A 12,962-nucleotide genomic window follows, 5' to 3' on the forward strand; every position below is an offset into this window, starting at 1 on the left:
CGCTCGCCGGAGGATGACGAAAGCGAAAGCGCACACCAAACAGCCGCCATCTGGGTTCCGGGTTCGCTGCGCGCCCCGGAATAACGGAAGGGGGCGGCGAGAGCGGCTCCTCACTCCTCGGCCTTCTTCGCCTTGCGCATCCAGGGGCGGATTTCCTCGCCGTTGGCCTTGGCTGTGATTTCCTTGAGCTTGCGGCCCTGCATGGTCGAGAAGGCCTGACCGGGGGCGCCCTTTTCGGGGTCAGCGAAGGCGCGGCCGTGGGTCTGGATGCGCTCGCCGACCGAATCGAGGAAGTCGCCCTCCCATTCGGACAGCGAAACGCCCGCCTTCTCTGCCGAGCGGCGGGCGCGTTTGAGGGCGTTCAAAGCCGACCGCTTCGCGGCCTCCTTCTGCTGCTCCCAAGGCGACAGCGAAGGTTTGGTTTTCAGGGCGCTACCGCCCTTCTGGCTGCTGGCCCGCGCCAGCCCGCTGGAGCGCAGCTTGGATGCGTCGCCGCCCTTCAGGCTGCTGGAGCGTGAAGGGCGGTCGCTGGGGGGCTTGAAGGGGGTGCGCTTCAGGCCCGCCTCCCTCAGATCTCGCCGAGGGCCGACAGGTAGAGGTCGAGGATGGCTTCTTCTTCCTGACGCTTGGCCTTGTCCTGCTTGCGCAGACGCAGGACCTTGCGCAGGACCTTGACGTCATAGCCCTCGCCCTTGGCCTCGGCGAAGACCTCCTTCATGTCGACCATGACGGCCTGCTTGTCCTCTTCGAGGCGCTCCAGGCGTTCGATGATCGAGCGCAGACGGCCCTGGGCCGTGGCGGTCAGGACGTCGGAAGAGGCGTCGAAGGCGGGGGCGTCGTCGGCCATGGGAGAAACTCCAGAAACTTGAATTGGCCGGCGGGCGACCGTGAACCCACTCTCAAGCAGACCGGGGGCCGACAGGGCAAGAAAGGAATCGCCCGAACAGCTCAAGAGGCCGAATCGCTGGCGCTCCAGCAGCCTGACGTCCGGACACGAAAAAGGCTGCGGACAGAGCCCGCAGCCTTTGAATATCGCAACCGCGGCGCCGAAACCGGCGCCGACGCGGTCTTAGCCTTGCTTGGCTTTGAAGCGCGGATCGGTCTTGTTGATCACATAGACCACGCCCTTGCGGCGAACGATCTTGCAGTCGCGGTGGCGACCCTTGAGCGACTTAAGCGAGCTACGGACCTTCATGGTCGGACGTCCCGAAAATTGGAGGCCCGTGAGGGCGATCAAAAACAAATGCGCTGAGCCCTGCGAACAGGACCTTGCGGCGGAGCGGTGCGTATAGAGAGGCCCTCGCCTTTCGTCAACATTCCGCGCCGGGATTCCGCTGGAGGCCTGGCCTCCGGGTCGAACGGAGGGTCTCCGGACATGCACGTCCGGCGCGTCGCCCCTCCGCCACCAGGCCGTGTCCAAGGGAGCTGAAATGTAAAACGCCGTTCGTTAAGCGGGCGCTTTTGAAAAGGGTTAGCGCGGGCTTAACCCTTTTCACGGAAACCCCTTTTGGCTTCGCGCGCTTGTGATTGGTAGTGGAATTCGGGGGCGTTAGCCTGTGGTCATGCGTATCGCCTATCGTCTTGTCCTGATTGGTTCCGTTGCGGCCTGTGCGCCCATGGTTCCTCCCCTGCCTCAGCCGCAGCCGGTTCCGCCGTCCGTGGTCGAGCCAGCCCCCGCGACGCCGCCGTCGACGCCGCCCGCTGCAACGGACCTGTCCGACGCCTATGATCAGGCCAGCTTCGAAGCCTGGAAAAAGAGCTTCCTGGATCGCCTCGGCGGATCTCGGAAGTGGGAGTATTCTCGCGAGCTGAACGGCGTCACGCCGAACGCCAGCGTCATCCGCCTGGATCGCAACCAGCCCGAATTCTCTCGCCCCGCCGGCGCCTATATCCAGAGCGCCACCGCCCCGGCCCGAATCGCCATGGCGCGTCAGCGCGTGGACCGCGTGCCGTGGGAGGTGACGCAGCGATTCGGCGTGCCGACCGAGATCCTGCTGGGCGTCTGGGCGCAGGAAAGCGCCTTTGGTCAGGTTCAGGGCGATTTCGACGTCATCCGCTCGCTGGCCACGCTGGCCTTTGAAGGCCGCCGCCGCGCCTGGGCCGAGGATCAGTTGAAGAACGCTCTCGACATCGTCGTGGACGGCAGGCGTGACCGGGCGGGCCTCAAGGGCAGCTGGGCGGGCGCCATGGGCCAGACCCAGTTCATGCCCGACAACTATCTGAAGCTGGGCGTGGATCAGAACGGCGACGGCAAGGTCGACATCTGGGGCTCGGACGCCGACGCCCTGGCCTCGGCCGCCAACCTGCTGGCCCAGGCCGGATGGAAGCGCGGTCAGGGCTGGGCCTATGAGGTCATTCTGCCCGCTGACTTCGACTACAGCCAGGCCGAGGGCCCCAAGCACAACTGGGCCTTCTGGTCAGGCCGCGGCGTGCGCCTGGCCAACGGCGCGATGCTGAACGCCGACGAAGCCGCCGAGGGCGCGACCATCTTGTTGCCCCAGGGCGCCAAGGGGCCGGTCTTCCTGGCCCTGCCCAACCACTATGTGATCCGGCGCTACAACAACTCGGTCAGCTATGCTCTGGCGATCGGCCTGATCGCCGACGGGGTGGCGGGCAAGCCGCCGCTGAACGCCGCCTGGCCCAACGACGGCCCGCTGACCCGCGAACAGCGCGTCGGCGCCCAGACGGCCCTGACGCGCATGGGCTTCGATACGCAGGGCGTGGACGGGGTGATCGGGTCGAACACCCGCACGGCGCTGCGCCGCTGGCAGCAGGCCAACGGACGGGTGGCGGACGGCTATCTGACCGACGTGCTGGCGGACGAGTTGATCAGGCGGGCGCGCTGATCATCCTTCTCCCCTTGCGGGAGAAGGGGGCAGGCGAAGCCTGACGGATGAGGGGTGTGAGCAACTCCCATCCGATCAAGGCCGAAACGCCTGATCCACGACATCTCAAACGTTGCGCCGACACCCCTCATCCGGCCCTGACGGGCCACCTTCTCCCGCAAGGGGAGAAGGAAGAGATTACCCCTTCATGCGCCAGGTCGCGCCTTGCGGGCCGTCCATGACGACGACGTTCAGTTCGTTGAGGCGGTCGCGGATGCGGTCGGCTTCGCCCCAGTTCTTTTCGGCGCGGGCGGCGGCGCGCTGTTCCAGCAGGGCCTCGACCTCGGCCTTGAGCGCCGGATCGCCGCCCTCGAACCATTCGTCCGGCGTCAGGGCCAGCACGCCCAGCAGGCCGGCGGCTTCGATCAGGCTCCAGCGGGCCATGGCGACGTCGTTGATGTCGGCCTCGGCGTCGTTCAACAGATCGCGCAGGGCGTTTCCCAGCCCGAACAGCTGGGCGATGGCACCTGGGGTGTTCAGGTCGTCCTCCAGCGCATCCAGCACCGGGTCCAAAGCGTTCTCGGCCAGCTCCATCTCGGCCTCGTCCAGCGCGGCCTCGTCGAAGTCGGCCAGGGCCGCGTCAGCGTCGCGCAGGACGCCGTAGAGACGGTCCAGGTTCTTGCGGCTCTGCTCCAGCAGGGTCTGGTTCCAGTCCAGCGGCTGACGATAGTGGGCGCTCAGCAGGGCCCAGCGCACCACCTCGCCCGGCATGGCCTGCACCAGATCATGCAGCAGCAGGACGTTGCCGATCGACTTGGACATCTTCTCGGCGTCCACGGTCAGGAAGCCGTTGTGCATCCAGTAGCGGGCGTATTCGTCGTGCGCCTGATCGCCATGGGCGTGGCCGTGGGCGCAGACGCCCTGGGCGATCTCGTTCTCATGGTGCGGGAAGACCAGGTCGATACCGCCGCCGTGGATGTCGATAGGCAGACCCAGGGTCTTCTCGATCATGGCCGAGCATTCGATGTGCCAGCCGGGACGCCCCTCGCCCCACGGCGAGGGCCAGGACGGCTCGTCCGCCTTGGACGGCTTCCACAGGACGAAGTCGTGGGGGTTCTTCTTGTACGGCGCGACCTCGACGCGGGCGCCGGCGATCATGTCGTCCAGATTGCGGCCCGACAGCGCGCCGTAGGACGGATAGGAAGAGACGTCGAACAGGACATGACCCTCGGCCGCATAGGCGTTGCCGGCGTCGATGATGGCCTGGATCTGGGCCGTGATGGCGTCGATGTAGTCGGTGACGTGCGGGGCGATGTCGGGCGGGCTGACGTTCAGCAGGCCCATGTCGGCCAGATAGGCGGCCTCATACCGCGCCGTGATCTCGCCGATGGCGACGCCTTCCTTGGCCGCCTTGGCGTTGATCTTGTCGTCCACGTCGGTGACGTTGCGGGCGTAGACGACCTTGTCCGGTCCATAGGCGCGGCGCAGCAGCCGCACCAGGACGTCGAACACCACCGGCGGACGCGCATTGCCGATATGGGCGTAGTCATAGACCGTGGGGCCGCAGACATAGAGCGTCACCCGGTTCGGATCGCGCGGCGTAAAGGCGCGCTTTTCACGGCGAAGGGTGTCGTGGATATGCAACGGCATGGGTGACAGTCTTTGCGAGTTTTCTTGCGGGACGGACGGCGTGTCCCATATAGCGGCCTGATACACAGTCCGAACGGATTGGTAAAAGGTAGCCTTGGCGGTCTCCCCGCCCCGCTGGATCAGTTCATGAGCACTTCGCCCGCCAAGCCCGTCCTTGTCACCGATGAAACCACCGTCGTGCGCCCCAGCCGCGAACAGGCGCTGGAGGCCGTGCGCACCCTGATCGCCTGGGCGGGCGACAATCCGGCGCGCCCCGGCCTGATCGACACGCCCAAGCGCGTGGTCGACGCCTATGGCGAATGGTTCGACGGCTACGACGCCGATGCGGGCAAGGAGCTGTCGCGCACCTTTGAGGACGTGACCGGCTATGACGACATGGTCATCCTGCGCGACATCGAGATCGAGAGCCATTGCGAGCACCACATGGCCCCCTTCCTGGGCAAGGCCTATGTCGCCTACCTGCCGGGCGAGAAGGTGGTGGGCATCTCCAAGCTGGCGCGCGTGGTCGAGATCTTCGCGCGTCGCCTGCAAAACCAGGAGACGCTGACAAACGACATAATCGAGGCCATCGAATCGCACCTGCAGCCGCGCGGCGTGGCCGTCCTGCTGGACGCGGCGCACCAGTGCATGACCACGCGCGGCGTGCATCACCGCCACGTCACCACCATCACCACCCGCTTCACCGGCGCCTTCAAGACCGACCCGGCCCTGGCCGACCGCTTCCTGAAACTCGCCCGCGGATAAGGGGTTTGAACCGGTCGTCTCGCACCTGCGAAGCGGCTGGTTATGCAATCTTATTGCCCGATGACGCGAATTCGTCACGCATGACGGCTTTACAAGCCCGGCGCGGGACGCCAAGACACGAAACATACCTTTGAGTGCTGCTCGCCAAAGAATGCGAGCTGTGATGGGAGACGACGGCGTATGGGCTCTAAACTTTCCGGTCCCGCGGGCCAGGGTGGCAAAACGATCGAACAGAACGCGGACATCAACGTCACGCCGTTCGTCGACATCATGCTGGTTCTGCTGATCATCTTCATGGTCGCCGCGCCGCTGGCCACCGTCTCGATCAAGCTGGACCTGCCGCCAGCGGTTCCGAGCGCGACCACCGAGAAGCCCAAGGAACCCGTGTACATCACGATCCAGGAATCGGGCAGCATCTACATCGCCGAGAAAGAAACCTCGGTCGCCACCCTGCCGGCCGACGTCTGCGCCGCTCAGGCCGTGGCCACGGATTGCCGCGAAGAGCGCGTCTTCGTTCGCGCCCAGGCCGAGGTGAAGTACAACCAGTTCATGGAAGTCATGAACAAGCTTCAGGAAAATGGCTTCTACAAGGTCGGCCTTCTGAACGAAGACATCGAGTAGGACTTCAGTCCGCTCAAAGAAATCAGGGCCGTCCCTTCCCGGGGCGGCCCTTTTTCTTGGTCCGAATTTCAACAGGGCGCTTGCCCTGCCCCTCGCCGCCGTTCTTGATGCGGGCCAGAGTTTCGGGGGAAATCGCCATGCGTCGTCGCACCTTCCTGTCCAGCCTGCCGGCCGGCGCCCTTCTGGCGGGAGCCGGATCGGTCGCCGCGCAAACCGGGGGCTCGTCGCGACGAGAACAGACACAGCACGCCGTCGCCTCCCCGCGCCCGGCCGATCCCTATGCGGACGTGGGCATCGGCGACCGGGTGACGGGGCCGAAGTTCGTCGGCCGCTCGACCGTCTGGGGGGCCAACGGCGCCGCCGCCACGGCCCACCCCGCCGCCACGCTGATCGGTCTGGACACCCTGCGGCGCGGCGGCTCGGCCATCGACGCCGCCATCGCCATCAACGCCGCCCTGGGCTTCCTGGAGCCGACCGCCAACGGCATCGGCGGCGACGCCTTCGGCCTGATGTGGGACCCGGCTCAGAAGAAGGTCGTCGGCTTCAACGGCTCGGGGAACAGCCCCCGCGGCCTGTCGCTGGCCACGGCCCGGTCCAAGGCCGGTCCCGACGGCTATCTGCCCAGGTACGGCGCCGTAACCGTCAACGTGCCCGGCACGGTCGACGCGTGGTGGAGCGCGCATCAGCGCTACGGCAAGCTGCCGTGGAAGGACGTCCTGATCCCCGTCGCCGAGCTGTGCGAACAGGGCGTGCCCGTGCCCGAGGTCATCGCCTGGTATCTGGAGCGCAACATGGCCGGTTTCGACCGCGCCAGCGCCCAGATCGAGGAAAACGACAACCGCAAGAAGGTGTATCGCCCCCACGGCCGCACGCCGAAGACAGGCGAGGTCTTCGCCAACCCCGACCTGGGCCGCACCTACCGCCTGATCGCCGAGGGCGGACGCGACGCCTTCTATGACGGCGCCATCGCCGATCACATCGAGCGCTATTTCAAGCGCATAGGCGGCTGGATGACCCGCGCCGACCTGGCCGCCCACCGCACCGAATGGGTCGAGCCGTTGATGACCACCTATCGCGGGGTCGAGGTCTATTCGCTGGGACCAAACACTCAAGGGTTGTCGACCAACCAGATCCTGAACATCTGCGAACAGTTCGACCTGAAGGGCATGGGCTTCCAGTCCGCCGCCTCGATCCACGTCCAGGCCGAGGCCAAGCGCTTGGCCTTCGAGGACCGCGCCCGCTACTTCGCCGACGAGCGTTTCGCCAAGGCCCCGACGGCGTGGCTGAACTCCAAGGAATACGCGGCCGAGCGCGCCAGGCTAATCAACCCGAACCGCGTCATGGACCGCGTCTTCCCCGGCGACGCCCCGACCCAGGGCGACACCACCTATTTCAGCGTGGCCGACAAGGACGGGATGATGGTCAGCTGGATCCAGTCCAACTATCGCGGCATGGGCTCAGGGCTCACGCCCGACGGCCCGGACGGCGGGACCCTGGGCTTCATGTTCCAGGACCGGGGCGAGCTGTTCGCGCTGACCGACGGCCACCCCAATGTCTATGCGCCGGGCAAGCGCCCCTTCCACACCATCATCCCCGGCTTCGCCTGCAAGGACGGCGAGCCGTGGATGGCCTACGGCGTCATGGGCGGCGGGATGCAGCCGCAGGGCCAGGCCCAGATCATCATCAACATGGTCGACTACGGTCTGGACCCGCAGCAGGCCGGGGACAGCCCGCGCTGGCAGCACTACGGCTCGTCCGAGCCGACCGGCCAGTCCGCCGAAGGCGTCGGCAAGCTGCATCTGGAATCCGGCGTGCCGGAGGCCACCAAGCAGCAACTGACCGCCATGGGCTGGGACCTCGGCCCGCCCGACGGCGGCTTCGGCGGCTATCAGAACGTCATGAAGCAGATCAACGCCCAGGGCCGCTGGACCTATGGCGCGGCGACCGAGATGCGCAAGGACGGCAACGCCCTGGCCTACTGATCCGGACTGTTTGAGGAAGACGCCATGATCGCGACCCTGCTGGCCGCCGCCACCCTCGCTGCGCCTACCGCCTGTACGCCCGTTCCCGGCGTCGAGGCCCTGTGGAAGGACGAAATCCGCTACGTCGTCGTCGGCGAAATGCACGGCACGACCGAGACCCCCGCCGCTTTCGCCGACCTGGTCTGCGCGGCGCGGGACAAGGGGCCGGTGACGGTCGCGCTCGAATTCTCGGAAGGCATGCAGCCGATGCTGGACGCCTTCATGGCGGCCGAAAGCAACGAAGCCGCCCGCGCGATTTTGGCCGCCTATCCGCACGGCCCCTTCGTCCATCACGACGGACGCGGCAGCGTCGCCATGCTGGACCTGCTGCTGCGCCTGCGCGCGATGCAGCGCGAGACGCCCAGCCTCAAGGTCGTCGCCTTCGCGCCCGACAGCCCGCGCGTTCAGGGCTTCAGCCAGTCGTACTACGACCTCGACATGGGCCATCGGCTGGCCACGGCCGCGCGCAAGGCGCCCGGCAGCCGGATGCTGGTTCTGGTCGGCAACATCCACGCCCAGAGGAAGACGATCGAACGCATGAACCTGACGCCCGCCGTCGTCCACCTGCCGCCCGCCGAGGTCCTGAGCCTCTACGTCGTTCAGCAGGGCGGAACATCTTGGAACTGCGGACGCGACGCCTGCGGGGCCAACCCCTTGCCGGAAGCCTACGACGGCGCGGCGCGCGGCGTGATCGTCCAGCCCTATGGAAACGGCGCCTTCGACGGGGTTCTCGCTCTGGGTCCGACCACAGCGTCGGAGCCCGCCAAGCCTTGACCTGACGCCGCGTCAATCGCCTAGAGTTCGTTTCCAAACAGGACGGACTCCATGAGCGACCTTGTCACGCGCGACTTCACCGCCCCGGCCCCCGACGGCTATCTGCTGTCTATGCGGCTGGTGTCGGCGGCCGAGCCCCGCATCGCCGTGCTAGTGTCGTCCGGCACCGGGTTTCCCAAGGGCTTCTATGAGCGGTTCGCCCGGCACATGGCCGAACGGGGCGCGGCGGTGCTGACCTATGATTTCCGGGGCATAGCCGGGTCACGGCCCGATGATCTGAAGGCCATGGCGATGGACTATCCCGACTGGGGTCGGCTGGACATGCCCGCCGCCCTGGACGCCCTGATCGAGGCCGCGCCGGGACTGCGCGTCGTCCATGTCGGGCACAGCGTCGGCGGGCATTTCCTGGGCTTCATGGCCAATCAGGACCGGATCCACCGCCACGCCTTCGTCTCGGTCGGGACCGGCTGGTGGGGCGGGCATCACCGATCCTACAACCCGATGGAGCTGTTCTTCTGGCTGGGTTTTGGGCCGTTCAGTCTGATGCGGCACGGCTATATCAAGGGCGGCGGCCTGTGGGGCGGGACTGATCTTCCGCGCGGGGTCTTCACCACCTGGCGACGCTGGTGCCTGAAGCGGGAATACTTCTCGCGCGAGCTGGCGACGAGCTTGCGACCGCATCACTATGAGGCCGTGACCGCGCCGATCCGCTCGTGGATCTTCACCGACGATCCCATCGCCACGCCGAACAGCGCGCGGGACCTGCTGAGCGTCTATCCCAAGGCTCCGTCCGAGATCAGCGTCCATGCGCCGTCCGACTTCGGCGCGCGGCGGATCGGCCACGAAGGCGCCTTCCGCAAGGGCATGGAGCCGCTGTGGGACCGGATTTTCCACTGGCTGGAGAATGGCGAAGGCTGATCCGGCGCCTATATCGAGCGCTCCCCCGACTTCGCGGAGCCAACTCATGCCCTATTCTGACCAGCCCACCGTCGTCGCCGCGGGCGTGGAGATTCCGCTTCTGGGCTTCGGCACCTGGCAGCTGGAGGCCGACGATGCGCGGCGCATGGTGCGCGAGGCCCTGCGCATCGGCTATCGCCACATCGACACGGCCTGGATCTACAAGAACGAGAAGGCCGTGGGCGACGGCATCGGCGACGCGGTGGCGCAAGGGATCGTGGCCCGCGACGACATCTTCGTCACCACCAAGATATGGGTCGAGCATTTCCATCGCGACGCCCTGCTGCGTCAGGCCGAAGAGTCCGCGATCAGCCTGGGCCTGACGCCGGACCTGCTGCTCCTGCACTGGCCCAAGCCGACGCCGGCGCTGGCGGAAACCATCGGCGCCCTGAACGAAGCGCAGGAGAAGGGTTTCACCCAGCATATCGGCCTGTCGAACTTCCCGTCGGCCCTGTTCCGCGATGCGGCGGCTCTGTCGAAGGCGCCGCTGGTGACCAACCAGGTCGAGTACCATCCCTATCTGTCGCAGAAGACCCTGATCGAAACGGCGCGCGAGCTGGGGTCGTCCCTCACCGCCTGGTCGCCGCTGGCCCAGGGCAAGATCGCCGACGACGCCGTGATCGGCGACATCGCCAGGGTTCATGGCAAGACCAACGGCCAGGTGAGCCTGCGCTGGATCATCCAGCAGGGCGTCATCGCCATTCCGCGCACCGCCAAGGAAAGCCGCGCGACCGAGAATTTCGACATCTTCGACTTCGAACTGTCGGCGGACGAGATGGCCAGCATCTCTGCCTTGGCTCGCCCCGACGGCCGTCTGGGGGACTGGCTGGACGCGGCCTTCCAATGGGATCAGGATGCCTGACCTAACGGCGTCATAGACGCTCGCGTCAGGGAGGACGCCATGGGTTCGGTTCTGGGCTTTCCGGGGATTGATCCGATGGACGCCGTCGTCGGCGCCCGTATCCGGCGCTGGCGCGACCAGCGGGGCGTCGCGGCCGAGGATCTGGCCACCGCCCTCGACCTGACGCCCGAGGCCCTGCGTCGGGTCGAGGCGGGGCGAGAACATCTGGATTCAGCCGGCCTCGACGCCGCCACCCGCGCCCTGCACCTGCCGGTGTGGGCGCTGGCAGCCGACAGGCCTGAGTATTGATGGCCCGCCTCTATCGCGCCGTCTTCGCCTGCGTCGGCTGGTTCGCCGTGGCGCTTCAGTATGGGGTGACGCTGGCGGATAACCCCGACAGCAGCGCGGGCGAGCTGACGCTGAACTTCTTCAGCTACTTCACCATCCTGAGCAATATTCTGGTGGCCCTGGCCCTGACGGCGCCGGTCGTGGCGCCGAACAGTCGGCCGGGGCGCTGGTTCGCGGGCGAGGGCGTGCGGGCGGCCATGGCCATGTACATCGTCGTGGTCGGGGTAGTGTACCATTTCCTGCTGGCCCCGACCTGGAACCCGCAAGGGTTAGCCCTGCTGGGCAACAGCCTGCTGCACTACGTCATGCCCGCCGCCTTTGTTCTGGACTGGCTGCTGTTCGCGCCCAAGGGCCGTCTGAACTGGGGCGATCCGGCCAAGTGGCTGATCTTTCCGCTGGTCTATGGCGGCTGGACTCTGATCCACGGCGCGCTGAGCGGCTGGTGGCCCTATCCCTTCGTGGACGTCGGCGCTCTGGGTCTGGGGCGGGTGCTGCTGAACTTCGTCGGCCTGCTGGTCTTCTTCCTGATCGTCGGCCTGACCGTCGTGGCGATTGACCGCACGTTTGGACGGCGTGACAGACGCCGCGTACCCGCCTAAGCGTCAGCGCATGGCCTACAAGTCCCTGCGCGATTTCATCGCTGTCCTCGAAGCCGATGGCGAACTGGTTCGCGTCTCCGAACCCGTCTCCACCCATCTGGAGATGACCGAGATCCAGACCCGGCTGCTGAGGAACGGCGGCCCGGCGGTCCTGTTCGAAAAGCCGGTCATGCCGGACGGCTCGATCAGCCCCATCCCCTGCCTGGCCAACCTGTTCGGCACGGTGAAGCGGGTCGCCATGGGCGTGACGCTGGAGGGCAAGACCCGTACCACGGCGGGCGAACTGCGCGAGGTCGGCGAACTGCTGGCCTTCCTGCGCAACCCGACGCCGCCGCGCGGCTTCTCGGACGCCATGGAGATGCTGCCCCTAGCCAAGACCGTCATGTCGATGCGGCCCAAGACGGTGAACAAGGCCCCGGTGCAGGAGGTGGTGCTGAAGGGCGATCAGATCGACCTGACGTCGCTTCCCATTCAAGGCTGCTGGCCCGGCGAGCCCGCGCCCCTGATCACCTGGGGTCTGGTCGTGACCAAGGGGCCGTCGGACGACCGCGAAGACGACTTCAACCTGGGCATCTATCGGATGCAGGTGCTGGGCAAGGACAAGGCCATCATGCGCTGGCTGGCCCACCGCGGTGGAGCCCAGCACTATGCCCGGCACAAGAAGGCCGGAAAGCGCGAGCCCCTGCCCTGCGCCGTGGTGCTCGGCGCCGATCCGGGGACCATCCTGGCCGCCGTGACGCCGGTGCCGGAAACCCTGTCTGAGTATCAGTTCGCCGGCCTGATGCGCGGCTCCAAGGCCGAACTGGTCCCGTGCAAGACCGTGCCGCTTATGGTGCCGGCCAACGCCGAGATCGTGCTGGAAGGCCACGTCCTGCTGGACGAGTTCGAGGACGAAGGCCCCTACGGCGACCACACCGGCTATTACAACTCGGTCGAGAAGTTCCCGGTCTTCCAGGTGACGGCGATCACCATGCGCAAGGACCCCATCTATCTGACCACCTTCACCGGCCGTCCGCCGGATGAGCCGAGCGTGCTGGGCGAGGCCCTGAACGAGGTCTTCATCCCCCTGATCCGGCAACAGTTCCCCGAGATCACCGACTTCTGGCTGCCGCCCGAGGGCTGCAGCTATCGCATCGCCGTGGTGTCGATGAAGAAGGCCTATCCGGGTCACGCCAAGCGCGTGATGATGGGCTGCTGGAGCTATCTGCGCCAGTTCATGTACACCAAGTGGATCATCGTGGTGGACGACGACATCAACGCCCGCGACTGGAAGGACGTCATGTGGGCCGTCTCGACCAAGATGGACCCGGCGCGCGACATCACCGTCATCGAGAACACCCCCATCGACTATCTGGACTTCGCCAGCCCCGAGAGCGGACTGGGGTCCAAGATCGGTCTGGACGCCACCGACAAGTGGGAGCCCGAGACCAAGCGCGAATGGGGCGAGGAGATCCGCATGGACGAGGCCGTGGTCGAGCGGGTCAACGACATCTGGGACAGCCTCGGATTGCCGGGCGACAAGACGCCGATCTGGAAAAAATAGTCCGCCGGAGCGGTCGTCGAACCGTAGTCTCCCTAAGGC

The 12,962-nt window shown here is 66.5% G+C and carries 14 protein-coding genes; 10 read left to right on the forward strand and 4 right to left on the reverse strand.

Annotated features, from left to right (window positions below):
- Positions 1 to 110: 110 nt before the first annotated feature.
- The 3 genes from HNP51_RS13155 to ykgO all read right to left on the reverse strand — a co-directional run bounded on the left by HNP51_RS13155 (position 111) and on the right by ykgO (position 1,195).
- On the reverse strand, positions 111 to 365 hold the full coding sequence (locus HNP51_RS13155) for a hypothetical protein (RefSeq protein WP_409360124.1): 255 nt from the start codon (positions 363 to 365) through the stop codon (positions 111 to 113).
- Between the two features lie 203 nt (positions 366 to 568).
- On the reverse strand, positions 569 to 847 hold the full coding sequence (locus HNP51_RS13160) for a DUF2312 domain-containing protein (protein WP_114817882.1): 279 nt from the start codon (positions 845 to 847) through the stop codon (positions 569 to 571).
- Positions 848 to 1,069: 222 nt separating this feature from the next.
- The gene (ykgO, locus tag HNP51_RS13165; RefSeq protein ID WP_006274063.1) at positions 1,070 to 1,195 is read right to left on the reverse strand and encodes a type B 50S ribosomal protein L36; all 126 of its coding nucleotides are present in this window, start codon (positions 1,193 to 1,195) and stop codon (positions 1,070 to 1,072) included.
- A 367-nt stretch (positions 1,196 to 1,562) separates the two neighbouring features.
- Between ykgO and HNP51_RS13170 the strand changes: the two genes are divergently transcribed.
- Positions 1,563 to 2,846: a lytic murein transglycosylase gene (locus tag HNP51_RS13170; RefSeq protein ID WP_184271245.1), complete on the forward strand. Its 1,284-nt coding sequence runs from the start codon at positions 1,563 to 1,565 to the stop codon at positions 2,844 to 2,846.
- A 177-nt stretch (positions 2,847 to 3,023) separates the two neighbouring features.
- Here HNP51_RS13170 and cysS read toward each other — a convergent pair whose 3' ends face one another.
- Entirely contained in the window at positions 3,024 to 4,475 is a 1,452-nt protein-coding gene (gene cysS / locus HNP51_RS13175; protein WP_184271248.1) for a cysteine--tRNA ligase, read from the reverse strand.
- 126 nt (positions 4,476 to 4,601) lie between these two features.
- On the opposite strand from cysS, the gene folE reads away from it, so the two are divergent.
- The 9 genes from folE (at position 4,602) to HNP51_RS13220 (ending at position 12,923) form a co-directional block, all read left to right on the forward strand.
- Positions 4,602 to 5,219, forward strand: coding sequence for a GTP cyclohydrolase I FolE (folE, locus tag HNP51_RS13180; RefSeq protein ID WP_184271251.1), 618 nt, complete (start codon positions 4,602 to 4,604; stop codon positions 5,217 to 5,219).
- 180 nt (positions 5,220 to 5,399) lie between these two features.
- The gene (locus HNP51_RS13185; protein WP_184271254.1) at positions 5,400 to 5,840 is read left to right on the forward strand and encodes a biopolymer transporter ExbD; all 441 of its coding nucleotides are present in this window, start codon (positions 5,400 to 5,402) and stop codon (positions 5,838 to 5,840) included.
- 137 nt (positions 5,841 to 5,977) lie between these two features.
- Positions 5,978 to 7,822, forward strand: coding sequence for a gamma-glutamyltransferase family protein (locus tag HNP51_RS13190; protein ID WP_184271257.1), 1,845 nt, complete (start codon positions 5,978 to 5,980; stop codon positions 7,820 to 7,822).
- Positions 7,823 to 7,846: 24 nt separating this feature from the next.
- The gene (locus HNP51_RS13195; protein WP_184271261.1) at positions 7,847 to 8,635 is read left to right on the forward strand and encodes a hypothetical protein; all 789 of its coding nucleotides are present in this window, start codon (positions 7,847 to 7,849) and stop codon (positions 8,633 to 8,635) included.
- Between the two features lie 51 nt (positions 8,636 to 8,686).
- Positions 8,687 to 9,553 carry an alpha/beta fold hydrolase gene (locus tag HNP51_RS13200; protein ID WP_184271264.1) on the forward strand — a complete coding sequence of 289 codons (867 nt, stop codon included), beginning with the start codon at positions 8,687 to 8,689 and terminating at the stop codon, positions 9,551 to 9,553.
- Between the two features lie 46 nt (positions 9,554 to 9,599).
- Complete coding sequence (locus tag HNP51_RS13205) at positions 9,600 to 10,454, forward strand: aldo/keto reductase (protein WP_184271267.1); 855 nt, start codon at positions 9,600 to 9,602, stop codon at positions 10,452 to 10,454.
- A gap of 39 nt (positions 10,455 to 10,493) precedes the next feature.
- Positions 10,494 to 10,742, forward strand: coding sequence for a helix-turn-helix domain-containing protein (locus HNP51_RS13210; protein ID WP_184271271.1), 249 nt, complete (start codon positions 10,494 to 10,496; stop codon positions 10,740 to 10,742).
- Positions 10,742 to 11,380 carry a Pr6Pr family membrane protein gene (locus HNP51_RS13215; RefSeq protein WP_184271274.1) on the forward strand — a complete coding sequence of 213 codons (639 nt, stop codon included), beginning with the start codon at positions 10,742 to 10,744 and terminating at the stop codon, positions 11,378 to 11,380. The genes HNP51_RS13210 and HNP51_RS13215 overlap by 1 nt, the downstream gene beginning before the upstream one ends.
- Before the next feature lie 10 nt (positions 11,381 to 11,390).
- A complete protein-coding gene (locus tag HNP51_RS13220) occupies positions 11,391 to 12,923 on the forward strand; it encodes a UbiD family decarboxylase (protein ID WP_184271278.1) in 1,533 nt (510 codons plus the stop codon).
- Positions 12,924 to 12,962 lie beyond the last annotated feature (39 nt).

Source organism: Brevundimonas bullata (genome assembly GCF_014207965.1).
GTDB lineage: Bacteria > Pseudomonadota > Alphaproteobacteria > Caulobacterales > Caulobacteraceae > Brevundimonas > Brevundimonas bullata_A.

What these genes read in the sequence shown, in the direction of transcription:
- cysS (WP_184271248.1), bottom strand. Translation starts at nt 4,475, where the DNA reads ATGCCGTTGCATATCCACGACACCCTTCGCCGTGAAAAGCGCGCCTTT.
- HNP51_RS13160 (WP_114817882.1), bottom strand. Translation starts at nt 847, where the DNA reads ATGGCCGACGACGCCCCCGCCTTCGACGCCTCTTCCGACGTCCTGACC.
- HNP51_RS13195 (WP_184271261.1), top strand. Translation starts at nt 7,847, where the DNA reads ATGATCGCGACCCTGCTGGCCGCCGCCACCCTCGCTGCGCCTACCGCC.
- HNP51_RS13170 (WP_184271245.1), top strand. Translation starts at nt 1,563, where the DNA reads ATGCGTATCGCCTATCGTCTTGTCCTGATTGGTTCCGTTGCGGCCTGT.
- HNP51_RS13220 (WP_184271278.1), top strand. Translation starts at nt 11,391, where the DNA reads ATGGCCTACAAGTCCCTGCGCGATTTCATCGCTGTCCTCGAAGCCGAT.
- HNP51_RS13210 (WP_184271271.1), top strand. Translation starts at nt 10,494, where the DNA reads ATGGGTTCGGTTCTGGGCTTTCCGGGGATTGATCCGATGGACGCCGTC.
- HNP51_RS13185 (WP_184271254.1), top strand. Translation starts at nt 5,400, where the DNA reads ATGGGCTCTAAACTTTCCGGTCCCGCGGGCCAGGGTGGCAAAACGATC.
- ykgO (WP_006274063.1), bottom strand. Translation starts at nt 1,195, where the DNA reads ATGAAGGTCCGTAGCTCGCTTAAGTCGCTCAAGGGTCGCCACCGCGAC.
- HNP51_RS13205 (WP_184271267.1), top strand. Translation starts at nt 9,600, where the DNA reads ATGCCCTATTCTGACCAGCCCACCGTCGTCGCCGCGGGCGTGGAGATT.
- HNP51_RS13215 (WP_184271274.1), top strand. Translation starts at nt 10,742, where the DNA reads ATGGCCCGCCTCTATCGCGCCGTCTTCGCCTGCGTCGGCTGGTTCGCC.
- HNP51_RS13200 (WP_184271264.1), top strand. Translation starts at nt 8,687, where the DNA reads ATGAGCGACCTTGTCACGCGCGACTTCACCGCCCCGGCCCCCGACGGC.
- folE (WP_184271251.1), top strand. Translation starts at nt 4,602, where the DNA reads ATGAGCACTTCGCCCGCCAAGCCCGTCCTTGTCACCGATGAAACCACC.
- HNP51_RS13190 (WP_184271257.1), top strand. Translation starts at nt 5,978, where the DNA reads ATGCGTCGTCGCACCTTCCTGTCCAGCCTGCCGGCCGGCGCCCTTCTG.